The 16,719-nt window shown below is 26.7% G+C and carries 21 protein-coding genes and 1 other RNA gene; 16 read left to right on the top strand and 6 right to left on the bottom strand.

The genetic code is table 11. The features are described from left to right. The first annotated feature begins 1 nt into the window (after position 1). Both EV215_RS05395 and EV215_RS05390 read left to right on the top strand, forming a co-directional pair. Complete coding sequence (locus EV215_RS05395) at positions 2-1,048, top strand: M20/M25/M40 family metallo-hydrolase (RefSeq protein ID WP_134112981.1); 1,047 nt, start codon at positions 2-4, stop codon at positions 1,046-1,048. A 74-nt stretch (positions 1,049-1,122) separates the two neighbouring features. Continuing rightward, on the top strand, positions 1,123-2,187 hold the full coding sequence (locus EV215_RS05390) for a M24 family metallopeptidase (protein ID WP_134112980.1): 1,065 nt from the start codon (positions 1,123-1,125) through the stop codon (positions 2,185-2,187). A gap of 36 nt (positions 2,188-2,223) precedes the next feature. Here the strand turns inward: EV215_RS05390 and EV215_RS10675 are convergent, their stop codons facing one another. Together EV215_RS10675 and EV215_RS05380 are read right to left on the bottom strand one after the other, a co-directional pair. Then, on the bottom strand, positions 2,224-2,703 hold the full coding sequence (locus EV215_RS10675; RefSeq protein WP_134112979.1) for a DnaJ domain-containing protein: 480 nt from the start codon (positions 2,701-2,703) through the stop codon (positions 2,224-2,226). 32 nt (positions 2,704-2,735) lie between these two features. Continuing rightward, positions 2,736-3,296, bottom strand: coding sequence for a tetratricopeptide repeat protein (locus tag EV215_RS05380; RefSeq protein ID WP_134112978.1), 561 nt, complete (start codon positions 3,294-3,296; stop codon positions 2,736-2,738). Between the two features lie 253 nt (positions 3,297-3,549). Between EV215_RS05380 and EV215_RS05375 the strand changes: the two genes are divergently transcribed. From EV215_RS05375 to atpC, 11 genes are all read left to right on the top strand, one after another. Next, a complete protein-coding gene (locus EV215_RS05375; protein ID WP_134112977.1) occupies positions 3,550-4,251 on the top strand; it encodes a class I SAM-dependent DNA methyltransferase in 702 nt (233 codons plus the stop codon). 55 nt (positions 4,252-4,306) lie between these two features. Then, positions 4,307-4,519, top strand: coding sequence for an AtpZ/AtpI family protein (locus EV215_RS05370; protein WP_166667358.1), 213 nt, complete (start codon positions 4,307-4,309; stop codon positions 4,517-4,519). Positions 4,520-4,683: 164 nt separating this feature from the next. After that, entirely contained in the window at positions 4,684-5,085 is a 402-nt protein-coding gene (locus tag EV215_RS05365; RefSeq protein WP_134112975.1) for an ATP synthase subunit I, read from the top strand. Next, a complete protein-coding gene (gene atpB, locus EV215_RS05360) occupies positions 5,082-5,873 on the top strand; it encodes a F0F1 ATP synthase subunit A (RefSeq protein ID WP_243832399.1) in 792 nt (263 codons plus the stop codon). The genes EV215_RS05365 and atpB overlap by 4 nt, the downstream gene beginning before the upstream one ends. 35 nt (positions 5,874-5,908) lie before the next feature. Then, positions 5,909-6,178, top strand: a complete 270-nt coding sequence (atpE, locus tag EV215_RS05355; RefSeq protein WP_134112973.1) for an ATP synthase F0 subunit C — start codon at positions 5,909-5,911, stop codon at positions 6,176-6,178. A gap of 42 nt (positions 6,179-6,220) precedes the next feature. Beyond that, entirely contained in the window at positions 6,221-6,709 is a 489-nt protein-coding gene (gene atpF / locus EV215_RS05350) for a F0F1 ATP synthase subunit B (protein WP_134112972.1), read from the top strand. Then, a complete protein-coding gene (atpH, locus tag EV215_RS05345; RefSeq protein WP_134112971.1) occupies positions 6,709-7,236 on the top strand; it encodes an ATP synthase F1 subunit delta in 528 nt (175 codons plus the stop codon). Before atpF ends, atpH begins: the two co-directional genes overlap by 1 nt. Before the next feature lie 32 nt (positions 7,237-7,268). After that, the gene (atpA, locus tag EV215_RS05340) at positions 7,269-8,771 is read left to right on the top strand and encodes a F0F1 ATP synthase subunit alpha (RefSeq protein ID WP_134112970.1); all 1,503 of its coding nucleotides are present in this window, start codon (positions 7,269-7,271) and stop codon (positions 8,769-8,771) included. Between the two features lie 13 nt (positions 8,772-8,784). Further along, positions 8,785-9,633, top strand: a complete 849-nt coding sequence (atpG, locus tag EV215_RS05335; RefSeq protein WP_134112969.1) for an ATP synthase F1 subunit gamma — start codon at positions 8,785-8,787, stop codon at positions 9,631-9,633. Between the two features lie 34 nt (positions 9,634-9,667). Next, positions 9,668-11,068: a F0F1 ATP synthase subunit beta gene (atpD, locus tag EV215_RS05330; RefSeq protein ID WP_134112968.1), complete on the top strand. Its 1,401-nt coding sequence runs from the start codon at positions 9,668-9,670 to the stop codon at positions 11,066-11,068. Between the two features lie 2 nt (positions 11,069-11,070). After that, positions 11,071-11,475, top strand: a complete 405-nt coding sequence (gene atpC / locus EV215_RS05325; RefSeq protein WP_134112967.1) for an ATP synthase F1 subunit epsilon — start codon at positions 11,071-11,073, stop codon at positions 11,473-11,475. Positions 11,476-11,525: 50 nt separating this feature from the next. On the opposite strand, the gene EV215_RS05320 is transcribed toward atpC, so the two are convergent. After that, a complete protein-coding gene (locus tag EV215_RS05320; protein ID WP_243832398.1) occupies positions 11,526-12,476 on the bottom strand; it encodes a PP-loop family protein in 951 nt (316 codons plus the stop codon). A gap of 9 nt (positions 12,477-12,485) precedes the next feature. Next, positions 12,486-13,307 (bottom strand): tRNA 2-thiocytidine biosynthesis TtcA family protein, encoded by an 822-nt coding sequence (locus tag EV215_RS05315; protein ID WP_371682585.1) that lies wholly within the window; start codon positions 13,305-13,307, stop codon positions 12,486-12,488. Between the two features lie 294 nt (positions 13,308-13,601). Here EV215_RS05315 and EV215_RS05310 point away from each other — a divergent pair, with 294 nt between their 5' ends. Then, positions 13,602-13,892 (top strand): hypothetical protein, encoded by a 291-nt coding sequence (locus EV215_RS05310; protein ID WP_134112965.1) that lies wholly within the window; start codon positions 13,602-13,604, stop codon positions 13,890-13,892. A gap of 30 nt (positions 13,893-13,922) precedes the next feature. Here EV215_RS05310 and EV215_RS05305 read toward each other — a convergent pair whose 3' ends face one another. Together EV215_RS05305 and EV215_RS05300 are read right to left on the bottom strand one after the other, a co-directional pair. Then, complete coding sequence (locus tag EV215_RS05305; RefSeq protein ID WP_134112964.1) at positions 13,923-14,918, bottom strand: 7-cyano-7-deazaguanine synthase; 996 nt, start codon at positions 14,916-14,918, stop codon at positions 13,923-13,925. Positions 14,919-15,025: 107 nt separating this feature from the next. Next, positions 15,026-15,625 (bottom strand): hypothetical protein, encoded by a 600-nt coding sequence (locus EV215_RS05300; protein WP_134112963.1) that lies wholly within the window; start codon positions 15,623-15,625, stop codon positions 15,026-15,028. 209 nt (positions 15,626-15,834) lie between these two features. Between EV215_RS05300 and smpB the strand changes: the two genes are divergently transcribed. Both smpB and ssrA read left to right on the top strand, forming a co-directional pair. Beyond that, positions 15,835-16,284: an SsrA-binding protein SmpB gene (gene smpB, locus EV215_RS05295; RefSeq protein WP_134112962.1), complete on the top strand. Its 450-nt coding sequence runs from the start codon at positions 15,835-15,837 to the stop codon at positions 16,282-16,284. Between the two features lie 42 nt (positions 16,285-16,326). Further along, positions 16,327-16,678, top strand: a transfer-messenger RNA (tmRNA) gene (ssrA, locus tag EV215_RS05290). The last annotated feature ends 41 nt before the right edge of the window (positions 16,679-16,719 follow it).

Below are 16,719 nucleotides of genomic sequence, written 5' to 3'. Positions count from 1 at the left end.
TATGAACAAAGAATTTTTATTAGAAATATTAAAAACCGAATCACCATCAGGTTATGAAGTTGAATTACAAAAAAAATGGTTAAATTATGTAAAAAAATTTGTAAAAGTAAGATATGATAATATAGGAAATGCATATGGAATAGTAAATGAAAAAGCAAAATTTAAAATATTATTAGCAGGGCATGCAGATGAGATAGCTTTTATGGTAAGAAAAATAGATGAGAATGGATATATATATTTTACGAAACTTGGTGGAATTAATGTAAAAGCTGCAATAGGAATGAGAATAATAATAAATGGTTATATGGGAGAAAAAATAGTTGGAGTAGTAGGTGTAAATGCAGAACATCATGGCGGAGTGAAAGAAAAATTAGAAATAGAAGATATTTATCTTGATTGTGGGTTTGAAGATAAACAAGAAGCAAACAAATATGTTCAAATAGGTGATTTAGCAGTTTATGATACACAACCACTTTTACTTAGAAATAATAGAATAACAAGTAAAGCACTTGATAATAAAACAGGTTCTTTTATTGTAGCAGAAGTATTAAAAAGATTATCAAAAGAAAAAATAAATGTAGCAGTGTATGGAGTAAGTACAGTAAATGAGGAGACAAATATGGGAGGAGCATATTTTGCTGCTAGTCAAATAAATCCAGATATGGCAATAGCTTGTGATGTAACATTTGCTACAGATTATCCGGATTCTGATCCAAATAAATATGGTGATATAAAAATAGATAAGGGACCTGTACTTGCGAAAGGTGCACCAATCAATTTTAAAATAAATAATTTTTTAGAAGAAACAGCAAATAAATTTAATATAAATTTACAATATGAATTAACTCCAAGAGCAACAGGAACAGATGCAGATAGAATAAGATTAACAGGAAAAGGAGTACCTATAGCACTTGTGTCATTACCTATTAGATATATGCATTCGCCAGTAGAATTAGCATCATTAAAAGATATACAAGAAGAAATTAATTTATTAGTAGAAATGATAAAATCATTACCAGAAACTCCTAATATAAATCCATTAGATTAAGATTTTATGTTTATTTATAAAAAAATAACGTTAAAAATAATAGAGAGAAAATAAGAATAAAAAAAGGAGAGAATATGTTAAATAAAATATTAAATGAAAAAAACATAGATGCAATTTTAATATCTGATAAATATAGTTTAAGATATTTTACAGGATTTACAGGAACAACAGGGATAGCACTTGCTGTAAAAGAAAAAAAATTCTTTTTTACAGATTTTAGATATGTAGAACAAGCTAAAATAGAAGTAGAAAAAAATGGATATGAAATAGTAGTAATCGAAAGAAAAGCAAGTGATAAAGTAGTAGAATATATAAAAAATGCCAAAGTAAAAAAACTAGGAATAGAAGATAATTCAATGAGCTTAGCAATTTTTAATGAATATAAAAATAAATTAGAAGAAGTGGATTTTGAAATGCTGGGTAATAGTCTACAATTAGCTAGAATGATAAAAAGAGATGATGAAATAGAAACAATAAAAAAAGCAGTAGAAATAGCAGATAAAGCTTTTGCAAAAGTATTACCTTTAATAAAAGAAGGAGTAACAGAAAAATATTTAGCTACAGAGCTAGAATATGAAATGAAAAAGCTAGGAGCAGAATCAATATCATTTGAAACAATAGTAGCTAGTAACTATAGATCAGCAATGCCACATGGTGTGGCAAGTGATAAAAAAATAAAAAAAGAAGGATTTATAAAATTTGATTTTGGAGCATATTATAATGGCTATGTATCTGATATGACAAGAACAATTTATTTTGGAGAAAATATTAGTGATAAACATAAAGAGATATATAATATCGTATTAGAGGCGCAATTAAAAGCAATAAAAGCTGTAAAGGCAGGAATAAAAGTTAGTGAGCTTGATAAAATAGCTAGAGATTACATTACAGAAAAAGGATACGGAAATAAATTTGGACATGGTCTTGGACATGGAATAGGTGTAGAGATACATGAATACCCTTATGTAAATTCAAAATCTGATATTATATTAAAAGAAGGAATGGTTATTACTATAGAACCAGGAATTTATATAGAAGGTTTTGGCGGAGTAAGAATAGAAGATGATGTAGTTGTAAAAAAAGACCATGGAGAAGTTCTTAATAAGACTTCGAAAGAATTATTAATAATAAAAAAATAACGCTAATATTAGCGTTATTTTTTTATTTTAAAAACTTTATTTTGTTAAATTTTCATAAGCTTCATTTATTTCTTTAAATTTAGTTTCAGCAACTTTTTTTTCTTCTTCACTAGCATTAGCATATTTATCTGGATGATATTGTCTAGCTAAATTTCTATATGCTTTTTTAATTTCATCTTGAGAAGCAGTTTTGTCTATTCCTAAAATATCATAAAATTTATCTTTATTATAATTATTTTGATAAAAGCCATTATAGTTATTGTTATGTGATTTATAGTTATAATATCTATTAAAATCTTCATCGGAAAATTTGTAATAATATGTGTTTGACTTTGATTTTGGAATAAAAAGTTTCCAAAGAAAAATAATAACAATAACTGGTAAGAAAAAACTAAAAAGTGCTCCGAATAACATAAAAAATAGATAAACAAAAATTAATGAAAATGTTATATAAAAAGTTTTTTGCATACCAAACAGTAGGATTAATCCAATAAAAATTAATAGACCTAACAACATATAATCCTCTCCTATAATTTATAAGAGATAAATTAAACAATATTTAATTCCTCTTTTAAATTTTTTATTTTATTTTTTAATTTAACATCTCTAGAATCAATATCATAAGCTGCTAAATATTCTTTTAATGCATTATGTTTTCTTCCCATATCTTCATATTTTTTAGCAAAATCCATATGAGCAGTATAAATATCAAGATCTAAAAATATAGCAAAATCATAAGCATCAACAGCTTGTTTTATCATTCCAGCTCTAGAATAAGTATTTCCTAAAATGAAAAATACAAATGGAGCAGATGAATCAATATCAAGAGACTCATTTAAATAATCTATAGCTAAATCAAGTTCATTAAGTTCATAACATAAATAACCTAAAAAAGCTAAATATTCAGCATTTTCTGGGTCTAGAGTAACAAGTTTTTTATATATTTCAACAGCCTTAAAGTCTTCTTGTTGATAATAATAGACAGCAGCTAATTTTTCTAATAATTCAAGATTATTAGGATCATTTTTTAATTTTTCTTTTAAATTAGCTTTTTTTTCTTCTAAATCAACATTTTGACAAATTTCTTTAAATATTCTAGTTCTAAGCATAGTTTGTGCTAATTATATTAAAATATAATTAACTTCCTCCCCTCTAAATCCTTAAGAAATTTAACTTTCCTTATCTTAATTTTCATTATAGCACAAACATATTAAATTTTAAATATTTTTTTGAACTAAAATTAATGCTTTTTATTGATATATAAATATTATTATTTTTTTATTAAAGAAGTATTAAAATTCATAGAAATAAAAAAATTATAATGATATAATTAATAAAAAACAAAATTTAAAGGAGAAAAAAATGTATGAAAATTTTAGTAAAATATATGATGAAATGATGGAATACTTAGAATATGATGAATGGTTATTACTTATACTAAATAATTTTTCTGATAATGTAAAAAAAATATTAGATATAGGATGCGGTACAGGAGAATTATCAATAAGGTTAAAAAGGTTGGGATTTTCAGTAGTGGGAATAGACCTTTCTAAAGGAATGTTAGATAAAGCTAAAGAAAAAGATGATAATATAAAATTTATTCAAGAAGATATGAAAAATTTTAAATTAGAAGAAGAATTCGATGCAGCAATAATGATATTTGATACAATTAATCATCTGCTTAACGAAGAAGAGTTAAGAGGGACAATAAAAAATGTATATAATCATTTAAGTAAAGATGGAATTTTTATTTTTGATACAGCTACAAGAAAACTTATGAATGAAATGTTTCCAGAAGATTATTTTGTTGATGATAGAGAAGAGATGACTATTATTTGGCAACACGAATATAATAATGAAGAAGATTTAGACTATATTTTTACAAGTTTTTTTGTACATAAAAAAGATAATATTTATGAAAGAATAGATGAAGAATATGCAAAAAAAATATTTTCAGAAAAAGTAATAGATAATATATGTAAAAATGAAGGTTTTGAAATAATAAAAAAAATAAATAATAATAATACTGCAGGTGATAGAATTTTTTATTTTTTAAAAAAATAAAAGACAAAAAAAAAGAAATTTTAAAAATTTAAGTATATATAATATGGTGATGTTTATGAATAGTAAAAATTGGCAAAACATAGCATATTATTTTAGTTTATTAACTCAACTTGGGCTTACAATAGCTATTACAATAATAGGATTTTTCTTTTTATATAAACTTTTGACAAAATTTATTGGAGAAAATATTTTTTTAATGTTTTTTTTGATAATTTTAGGAGTAATAGCAGCATTCTATAATGCATATAAAATGATATTAAAAAAATAAAAATGTACGTTATCGGAATAACTTTTGAACTAATTACAGGCATAATTATTTAGAAATTTAACTTTTTAGGTTAAGTGTCACAATTAATTACATTAATTAAAGTTGACAAGAAAAATATTATGGTGCTATACTAAGTTAGAAATAATAAAAATACTAGGAGAATTATGGATAAAGATATAAAAATAATAATAAAAAATTCTTTTATAACAGCGTTAATTATTTTAATTTATGGTATTATTATTCAAAGTAAAATAGTATATATAGGATTTTTCTTAGGTTCCGTATTTTCGATTTTTACATTTTATTTAATTTATAGAGATGTGAAATATATCATGATAACAAAAAATGGTAGCTATAAAAATGCGATATTAGGTTATTTCAAAAGATATGTTTTATATCTTATTTTTTTGATTTTAATGTTAAAAATAGATTTCTCATATTTTATAGCGGCAAGTTTAGGATTATTAAATGTAAAATTCAATATACTTTTAAAAAATTTACTTATAGATTTTTTAAAAAAGTTTAAATCTAAATTTGATGATGGAAAGGAGGGTGAAAAATATTGAAACTATTTGGACTAGTAAAACCACCATTAGTTGAAGGACCAGGTATTGTATTTGGAATTCCAGTACCACATAATTTTCCATTAGCTTACAAACTTGCTGATGGTAGTGCAATACTTCCTGTTACAACTACAGTTATTACTACATGGATAATAATGGCGTTTTTAGTGTTACTTTTTAGGTGGGGAACAAAAGATTTATCTTTAGAAAATCCTAGTAAAAAGCAGGCATTTTTTGAAACGCTATATCATTTTTATGATAGTGTAGTTGGACAAATACTTGGAAAATGGAAAGATAAATATTTGGTATATATTTCTTCGTTATTAACATTTTTATTTATATCAAATACAATTACATTTTTTCCAGTTCCTTGGCTAAGTAGAACAGACGTAGGTTGGTCATTGCATTACTTATTTAGAGCACCAACAGCAGATCTTAATACAACAGTAGGACTTGCATTAATTACGACAATGGCATTTTTAAGTGCGGCATTTGCAACAAGTGGGCCAGTAGGATATTTTAAAGGACTATTAGAACCTTTTCCATTAATGTTACCATTAAATATAGTAGGAGAAGGAGCAAAACCAGTAAATATATCAATGAGACTTTTCGGAAATATGTTTGCAGGATCAGTTATATTAGGCTTACTTTATAAAGCGGCGCCAGCAGTAGTGCCAGCACCACTTCATTTATATTTTGATTTATTTAGTGGAGCTATACAAAGTTATGTGTTTACAATGCTTACAATGGTTTATATTCAAGGTGCATTAGGAGATGCACAACCAGAATAAAATTTTAAAAATAAAAATTCAGGAGGTATGTAGTTATGGATATGTTAACAGCAAAAACTATAATATTAGCAGCATCAGCATTAGGAGCAGGATTAGCTATGATAGCAGGACTTGGGCCTGGAATAGGGGAAGGTTATGCAGCTGGTAAAGCAGTAGAATCAGTAGCAAGACAACCAGAAGCAAGAGGAGATATAATTTCTACAATGGTAATGGGACAAGCAATATCAGAATCAACAGGGATCTATTCATTAGTTATTGCCTTAATTTTATTATATGCAAACCCTTTCTTATCAAAATTAGGATAATAAGAAATTTAGACATATATTAAAAGGAGGGGAGGTAATTACATGGTAGAAAATATGCCTGTAGTTTCTATAGATAGTACCCTTTTTTGGCAAATGATTAACTTCTTAATAATAATATATATTTTTAAAAGATATTTTTTCAAACCAATGGGAAAATTCTTAGATAAAAGACAAGAGTTAATAAAAAAAGAATTAGAAGAAGCTAAAAATAATTTAGCTAAATCTGAAAAAGCCAAAAAAGATGCAGAAGAAACATTAAAAAGTGCTAGAAAAGAAGCAAATGATTTACTTTTATCTGTTGAAAGAAAAGCAGAAGATAGAAAAGATAGTATATTAAAAGAAACATATGCTCAAAGAGATAAAATGATAAAATCAGGTGAAGCTGAAGTAATAAAAATGAGAGAACAAGCTAGAAAAGAAATAGAAAAATATGTTAGGGATATAGCCACTGATCTAGCAGAAAAATTAATTGCTGATAAAACTCAAGCTGATTTAATTGATGAAGCAATTAATAAGGTAGGCGAAGAATAATGGTAGATGCTGTAGTAGGAAGAAGATATGCAACTGCTATTTATGAGCTTGCACAAGAAAATAATAGAGTAGAAGATACTCATAAAGAACTTAGTTTAGTAATGGAGTTATTTGAAAAAGATACAGAATTTAAAACATTTATAACACATCCATTAGTTAATAGAGAAGACAAAAAAAATTTTATGGGGAAAATTTTAAAAGATTTTAATGAAAATACTTTGATAATTTTAAACTATTTAATAGACAAAGATAGAATAGCTGATATAAGAGCAATAGTAAGTGAATATTTAAAAATTTACTATGAAAAAAATTCTATATTAGAAGCAGAGGCTATCTTTGCTGTAAAACCTTTAGAAAATCAATTAGAAGATTTAAGAAAAAAACTAGAAGCTAAAACAAATAAAACAGTTAGATTAACATCTAAAATTGATCCAACTATTTTAGGTGGAATGATAGTAAAACTTGGAGACGACATTATAGATGCATCTATTAAGAGTCAACTAGAAGCATTTAGAAATGGTATCTAAATGCAAAAAATTATAGGTAGGAGGTGCAAAATTTGAAAATTAGGCCAGAAGAAATAAGTAGTATAATAAAAACAGAAATACAAAATTATAAAAAATCTCTTGATGTAAAAACTTCAGGTTCAGTTCTTGAAGTTGGGGATAATATCGCTAGAATTTACGGCCTAAGTAAAGCAAAAGCTGGAGAGCTTTTGGAATTTGCAAGTGGAGTAAAAGGAATGGTTTTAAACCTAGAAGAAAATAATGTAGGGGCAGTTATCCTTGGAGAAACAAGACTTGTAAAAGAGGGCGATGAAGTAAAAACTACAGGAGAGATAGCATCAGTACCAGTAGGAGAAGAGTTATTAGGAAGAGTAGTAAATTCATTAGGAGAACCAATAGATGGAAAAGGTACAATTGAAGCATCATCTACATTTCCAATAGAAAGAAAAGCATCGGGAATAATTTCAAGAAAACCTGTACATGAACCATTACAAACAGGTATTAAATCAATAGATGGAATGGTCCCAATTGGTAGAGGACAAAGGGAATTAATAATAGGAGATAGACAAACAGGAAAAACAGCAGTTGCTATTGATACTATTATTAACCAAAAGAATACAGGCGTTAAATGTATATATGTAGCTATAGGACAAAAAAGATCAACTGTAGCACAAGTAGTAAATAGATTAGAAGCAGCTGGAGCTATGGATTATACTATAGTTGTAGCAGCAACAGCATCAGAACCAGCAGCTCTTCAATATATAGCACCATATTCAGGAGTAGCTATGGGAGAGTATTTTATGGAAAAAGGTGAACATGTACTTATAATATATGATGATCTTACAAAACATGCAGTTGCATACAGAGAGATGTCTTTATTATTAAAACGTCCACCTGGAAGGGAAGCATATCCTGGAGATGTATTCTATTTACATTCAAGATTATTAGAAAGAGCAGCAAAATTATCTGATAAATTAGGAGCAGGTTCAATTACTGCATTACCAATAATTGAAACTCAAGCTGGAGATGTATCAGCGTATATTCCTACAAATGTAATATCAATTACTGATGGACAAATATTCTTAGAATCAGAACTTTTTAACTCTGGATTTAGACCAGCAATAAATGCAGGTATCTCAGTATCAAGGGTTGGAGGATCAGCTCAAATAAAAGCTATGAAACAAGTTGCAGCTAAAGTAAAATTAGAATTAGCTCAATATACCGAATTACTTGCATTTGCTCAATTTGGTTCTGATCTTGATAAAGCTACAAAAGCTCAACTTGAAAGAGGACATAGAATAATGGAAATATTAAAACAACCTCAATATTCTCCGTATCCAGTAGAGGAACAAGTTGTTTCTTTTTATATGGTAACTAATGGACTTCTTGATGATATAGCTATAGAAGACGTAAGAAGATTTGAAAAAGAAGTACTTGATCATTTAAGAAAAAATACTGAAATATTAGCAGAGATATTAGAAAAGAAAAAACTTGATGATGAATTAGAAGAAAAAATAACAGGTGCGGTAAAAGAATTTAAGGTAAATTTTAGTTAAGGGGTGAGTGAATATGGCTAAAACGAAAGAAATAAAAACTCGTATTAAAAGTGTACAAAGCACTCACCAAATAACAAATGCGATGAATATAGTGTCATCGACAAAATTTAGAAGATTTTCTATAATGGTAGAAAATTCTAGACCTTATTCTGAAGGAGTAACTAGAATTTTATCAAATGTAGTATCTTCTACAAAACATCTTAAACATCCGTTATTTGATGGAAAAGAAAATATTAAAAAAATTGCTGTAATTGTAATGACTTCTGATAGAGGGCTTTGTGGAAGTTTTAATTCTACGGCAATAAAAGCACTTGAAAAAATAAGACAAGATAATCCAGATAAATCTATTTCAGTAATAGCAGTAGGTAAAAAAATAAGAGATTATGCTAGAAAAAGAGAATTAGATTTAAAGGCTGAATATATTCAACTTATACCAGAATTAATGTTTGATAAAGCTAAAGAAATAGCCGAAAACATTATAGAATTTTATAATGAAGATATATTTGATGAAGTATATATGGTATATAGTAAATTTTACTCTGCTGTAAGATGGGAAGTAACAACAAAAAAAATGTTGCCTATTGAAAGAAAAGAGAGTGAATCAAAAGTACCTTATATCTTTGAGCCTTCAGAAGAAGGAATATTAGATACACTTATTCCTAAAACATTGAATATAGAAATATATCAAGCTATACTAGAAAATACTGCAAGTGAACATGCAGCAAGAAGACAAGCAATGCAAAATGCTACAGATAACGCAGAAGAGATGATAGCAGATCTTACTTTACAATATAATAGAGAAAGACAGGCTGCAATTACTCAAGAAATATCTGAAATCGTTAGTGGAGCAAGCGCTATATAGCATTGTAAAAAAATGAAAAAGGAGGCAGACAACTTTGAATAAAGGACTTGTTACTCAGATCATAGGTCCTGTGGTTGATGCTAAGTTTGAAGATAAATTACCTGAAATATATAACGCACTAGAAATCATAAAAGAAGATGGTACAAAGCTAGTGATGGAAGTGCAACAACATTTAGGTAATAATACTGTAAGAGCTGTAGCAATGGATTCAACTGACGGACTTCAAAGAGGAATAGAAATTATAGATACAGGTGCACCGATAACAGTGCCTGTTGGAAAAGCTGTACTTGGAAGAATATTAAATGTATTAGGTGAGCCAGTAGATGAGGCTGGAGAAGTAAATGCAGAAGAAAAAGCATCTATTCATAGAGATGCACCTAGTTTTGAAGAACAAGGAACAGAAATAGAAGTATTTGAAACAGGAATAAAAGTAATAGACTTATTAGCTCCATATGTAAAAGGTGGAAAAATTGGACTATTTGGAGGAGCTGGAGTTGGTAAAACAGTTCTTATAATGGAGCTTATTAATAATATAGCAAAAGGACATGGAGGACTTTCTGTATTCTCAGGTGTTGGAGAAAGAACAAGAGAAGGAAGAGATCTTTTTGATGAAATGACTGAATCAGGAGTTATAAACAAAACTGCACTTGTTTATGGACAAATGAATGAGCCACCTGGAGCAAGATTAAGAGTTGCTCTTACTGGACTTACAGTTGCTGAGCATTTTAGAGATAAAGAAGGACAAGATGTACTTCTATTTATAGATAATATATTTAGATTTACTCAAGCAGGATCGGAAGTTTCGGCTCTTCTTGGAAGAATGCCATCTGCTGTTGGATATCAACCAAACTTAGCGACAGAAATGGGTAATTTACAAGAAAGAATCACTTCTACAAAATCAGGTTCAATAACATCAGTACAAGCTGTATATGTACCAGCAGATGATCTTACTGATCCAGCACCAGCTACTACATTTTCGCATTTAGATGCAACAACAGTTTTATCAAGAAAAATTGCTTCATTAGGAATTTATCCAGCTGTTGATCCGTTAGATTCATCATCTAGAGCATTGGATGCTGATATAGTTGGTCATGAGCATTATAATGTAGCTAGAGAAGTACAAAGAGTACTTCAAAGATATAAAGAACTTCAAGATATTATAGCTATCTTAGGTATGGATGAACTATCAGATGAAGATAAAATTACTGTAAATAGAGCAAGAAAAATAGAAAGATTTTTCTCACAACCATTTTCAGTTGCAGAACAATTTACAGGAATGCAAGGTAAATATGTTTCTATAAAAGAAACTATTAGAGGGTTTAAAGAAATATTAGAAGGTAAATATGATGATTTACCTGAACAAGCTTTTCTATATGTAGGAACTATAGATGAAGCTGTTGCAAAAGCGAGGGAATTGATGGAAGGAGCTGAATAAAAATGGCTACTTTCAATTTTAAAATAATAACACCTTTAAAAATAGTATTAGAAAAAGAAGTAGAAAGAGTTATATTAAGAACAATAGAAGGAGATATGGGGATTTTACCTAATCACGCTCCTTTTGTAGCAGAATTAGCTATTGGAGAGATGAAAATAAAATCTACCAGTGAGGAATTAAAATTTTTTGTTGCGGGTGGATTTTTAGAAATTAAAGATAATAATGTAGTTATATTAGCAGATGATGCTATGGATGCAAAAGATATCGATATTGAACAAGCTAAAAAAGAAGTTGAAATTGCAAAAGCAAAATTAGTTAAACTAAAAGAAGATAGAGATATTGCAGTAACACAAAGAGCACTTGAAGCATCTCTTACAAAAGTAAAAATAGCTGAAAATTTAAAATAAAAAAGCGGGCATTAGCCTGCTTTTTTATTTTAAATTTTTATTAATAATATTTATATTTTTTTATCAGATTTTAAAGCATTTAATATAGAGCTTCTAATATCCGGATTATCTATTGATAATTCTTTTATTAGATTTTTTATTTTAAGCCTTCTAGAATTATCACTTGTTTCATATGGACAAGAGGATTTTAATATAGGAAGATTTATTTTTTTACTATATTTTATAGTTGTAGATTCTTCTACAAATGCTAAAGGTCTAATTACTTGAATTTCATATTCTTTTGCAAAATAGCTTGGTCTCATAGAATGAGTATTTCCTTGATAAAAAATATTCATAAGATATGTTTCGATAATATCATCTTTATGATGACCAAGAGCTAATTTATTTATATTATTTTCTTTTAAGTATGTATATAGAATACCTCTTCGTATTCTTCCGCATAGAAAGCAAGGATTTTTTATATTACCCTCTTCAAATAAAAATTTTTCTAAATCAGTTTCGATTATTTTTAATTTTAATCTTAAGCTTTCGATATATTTTTTTATATGTAGGGTATTTGAAGTATCAGTATTTGGGTGAATATGAATAGGGATTATATCAAAATTAATATTAGATATCTGTTTTACTCTATATAAAATATTTATTAATGTAAGGCTATCTTTACCACCGGATACTCCAATAGCTATTCTGTCACCATCTTCTATCATATTATATTTATGCATAGCTTTTCCAGACATATTAAGCAATGTTTTATTAAAGCCATTACTTTCTATGTATTCTAAAGCTTCTCGTGAAGTTAATTTATTAAACCAAATATTTATATTGCAAGTTTTTCTTATATTTTGTAATATTTTTATTCTAGAATTTTTTGTTAAATCAAATGTTAACTTAAATAAATTTTTATTTTTGATTATAAGCGTATTATTATCTATTTTAAAATTATATTCATTAACTGTTTTATCATTTAGTTCATAGAAATCATTAATATATATAATATTCATTAAATTCACCTATATGTTAAGATATTTTTTACCTTTTTTTTCATATCCAAGAATATAATCAAGGTTAATATTTCTAGTGGAATTAAATATTCTTTGTTTAATATCTGGATCTTTTTCAGCTAGATCTTTAAGTAATAATTTAATTTTTTTTCTTTTAGAAGGTGTTTTTTCAGCTTCAATAGGACATCCGCAACTCATTGGATTTATACTATTAAATTTTGTATAATTTATAATATCTTGCTCTTTTACATAAAATAAAGGTCTTATTAAAGTTAGTTTATCACTAGTAGATTTTACTTTTGGAAGCATAGTTTTAACAGTACCAGCATAAAACATATTTATAAGAGTAGTTTCTATAACATCATCAAAATGATGTCCTAATGCCATTTTATTACATCCTAGTTCTTCTACTTTTTTATATAATACTCCTCGTCTCATTTTAGCACAAAGAAAACAAGGATTATCAGGATCTTTATTAAAAGCAGCTTCCCATACATTTGCTTCAAATATCTCGCAAGGAATATTTAAATAGTTTAGATTTTTTCTAAGTTGTTCTAAATCCATAGCTTCAAACCCAGGATTCATTGTTATAAACTTTACTTCAAAATTTTTACTTTTATCTTTTTTTAGTTCTTGAAAAAGTTTAGCTAACAAAAGACTATCTTTACCACCAGAAATTCCAATAGCTATTTTATCACCGTCTTCAACTAAATTAAATTCTTTAACAGCTTTTATAAATTTTGACCATATTTTTTTACGATATGTGGTCTTTATACTTTGTTCAATTTCTTCTAAAGATTTTATTTCTTTATTGTCTGTAAAATCTACAATAGAACATGTTTTTTTCAATGAAGAAAAATTATTTTTCATTTTTTATCCTCCATATAAATAATAGAATTCAAGGTATTTTATCATAAAATCAATATTTTAAAAAGTATTTTTACTAATTTTATAAAGAAAAAGTCTAAATTACTTAGAATCTATTTTATTAATCAAAAAAAAATAAATAAAACAAAGTATTAATATATAAAATCAATACTTTATATTTATTATTTATATTAATCAAAAAATATGTTATACTTTAATAAGACATTATTTCTATATTTTTGAGAAAGGAGTGATATAGTGAAATATACATTATTAAAATTAATATTAAGTCAAGAAGTGTTTACTATGGATGGTTTAATGGCAGAATTAAAAATATCTGAAGATAGATTAGAATATTTATTAGATGAATTAGAAAAAGAAGGTTTTTTAGAATTGAATAATCATTATTTTGATACAACTTGTGATAATTGTCAAAAAAATGGAAATTGCAATACGGAAACATACAAGCCAAATGAGAAAGTGAAAAAAATAAGAGTTGTTACTCCAAAAGCATTAAAATTTTATGAAAATTATATACAAAGTCAATAAAAGAGGTAGACTAATATAGTCTACCTTTAATTAATTTCCAAGTATTATATATTTTTTTATTTTATTTTCTATTTCTTTTAAGTTAAGAGCAGAAACAGTTTCAACATTATCATTTACTAATACATTTATTTTTTCTTTTCCTTTATTTTTAGAATATCTAGAGAATATTTGTTTTGCAAATTCAATTTCTTCTATTGTAAAATTTCCAATTCCAAGAATTGCAGGACCAGGAATACCAGCACTAACAATATGAAGAGAACCTTTATCTTTATATTCAGATATTTTTAAATTATCATCATTTTCTCTACCTACAAACAAATATTTTTTTTCGTCAAGCCTAAAGAACCGACCATATCTAAGTAAATAAAATAGATAAGAATATTCTTCATATAAACATCCATCATTTTCTAATATTTTTAATCTTTTAGAATAATTTGGCTCAGTAAGCATACATCCACCACCAGGGCTAGGATATTCTGTAATACCAAATTTTTCAGCTAATTCCATTTGAATTTGTCTACTTCTCCCGTTAATGTCAAGAAGTTTTTCTCTATCAATCCAACCTTCTCTTTCAGGTAAACTTGGTTCAAGAAGTTTTGCACAAAGAGGTCTAACGATAAGATCTTTATAACCAGATAATTTTTTTACTTGATTTAAAGCGCTTTTATTTTGAGACATAGGTCTTTGCCCAAGAACTTCACCACTTATAATAAAACTAGCATCAAATTTTTCAAGTAATACTTCAGCAGCATATTTGAACATTAAAGAATGACAGTCGATACATGGATTCATATTTTTTCCTCTTCCATGTGGAGCCTCTCTAACAATATCAGTATGTAAAGCTTTAAAATCAATATATTCTAGTTTAACTCCAAGTTGTTTTGCCATCCTTTCGGCTCTCTCATTTTTTCCACCAAAAAAATGAGAAACAAAATTTAATGCAATTACTTCAATACCTTGTTCGCTAATAAGTTTTATAGCAAGTGAACTATCTAATCCACCTGAAAATAAAGCTAATGCTTTCATAGATATATTCTCCTTTCAATTTATGGTAAGGCACATCTATCTTAATTGATAGCTATCCCTTGCAAGAAGAAATTATATCATAGTTTCTTTATTTCTACAATAAAAAATCAAAGAAGATTGGTTTTGAAATAATTTATTAAAAATTCAATGATAAATTTCTTAGGAGTTGAATTGTATGCTTTAAATATTTCTGGATATAAATCTTGAGATTGAAAAAATAAAAAATCAGCTTCTCTATATACATCAAATATTGCTTCATAAAAGATTAAACATTTTTCTTTAGAAGCAATGTTATAAAGCTTCATTAATACAGAATCAAAATGTTTATTAACAATTCTATTAGCTAAATTAATGAGTTCAGCTAAAGGAGAATTAAAGTTTTGAATATAATAAGAATGATGTTGTAAGCAAGCCATTGCAATCATATTGATGTCTGTGTCTTTTATTTTGTATTCTTTTTTTATAAGCGCTGCATTATCCAAAATAAATTTATATGCATAATTTGGATGTTCTTTATTTCCTTTATATTTAAAAGCATCATGAGTTATAGATGCAATAATAATATTAGATTTATTAAGACCTAAATTAATTAATTTATTAATGTCAAGTGCCATATTCATAACTTCAATAGCATGTATATATTGATGATTATCATCATTATTAAAATATTCTAATATTATTTTTTCTTCATATTGTTTTAATTCCATTGATCCTCCCCACCTATGTAGCTGACAAAAATATATTAAGTCTATTTCTAATATATTATACTATAAATTTTAGAAAAAACCTTTAACATTATTTAAACTTTATTAACATTATACATTAAAAAATTAATATATCAATTATATTAAAAAAAACTTGATTTTTTTTGAAATAATAGATATAATAATTAAATGAGTATAAGGGAGTGGTATCTATGGTCGTAGCAAAGAATAAAAAAGCTTATTATGACTATTTTATAGAAGAAAAATATGAAGCTGGAATTGAATTAAAAGGTAGTGAAGTAAAATCTATAAAATTAGGTAAGGCAAGTATAAAAGAAGCATTTATACGTATAATAAAAGATGAAGTATTTATAATGGGAATGAATGTTACTCCATATGAACAAAGTAGTATATATACTCCAGATCAATTAAGAGTAAGAAAACTTCTTTTACATAGAAAAGAGATAAGAAAATTATATGAAAAAGTATCTCAAAAAGGTTATACAATAGTGCCACTTACAGTATATATAAAAAAAGGCTTAGTAAAAATAGAAATAGCTTTAGCACGTGGTAAGAAAAATTATGATAAACGTGAAACAGAAGCTAAAAGAACTCAAAAAAGAGAAATGGATAAAGCAATGAAATCTATAAATAGATATTAAAATAAAATTATATATTATATCCTTAGATATAATAATACCTATGGGAGTGTCAAGGTTTCGACAGGAATACGGGAACTATAAGTAGCAAGTCAGGGTGATTCCTGTGAAAAATCAACACATGTTTTTACATGGAAACGAAAATTACGCTTTAGCTGCCTAATTTACGCAGCTTGCTCTATTTTCTCTATGCCGATACGAGATTATAGAGTATCAAATGATTTCGGCTTACTAAATATAATTCGCTTAGTTATATTTAGGACAATTTTATAAGCTCGTATGTTAATATCCTTGTCTACAGGAAGTTAACATATTAAATTTAAATGTAGACTAAGCTTGTAGAAGCTTATAGCGTCTCTATTCTTGGACACGGGTTCGATTCCCGTCACTTCCACCAAAAATAATAAATAGTTTACTATATAGATAAAAGAGATTGAT

Source organism: Hypnocyclicus thermotrophus, from assembly GCF_004365575.1.
GTDB classification, from domain to species: Bacteria; Fusobacteriota; Fusobacteriia; order Fusobacteriales; family Fusobacteriaceae; genus Hypnocyclicus; species Hypnocyclicus thermotrophus.
This window is presented reverse-complemented; position numbering and strand designations above follow the sequence as displayed.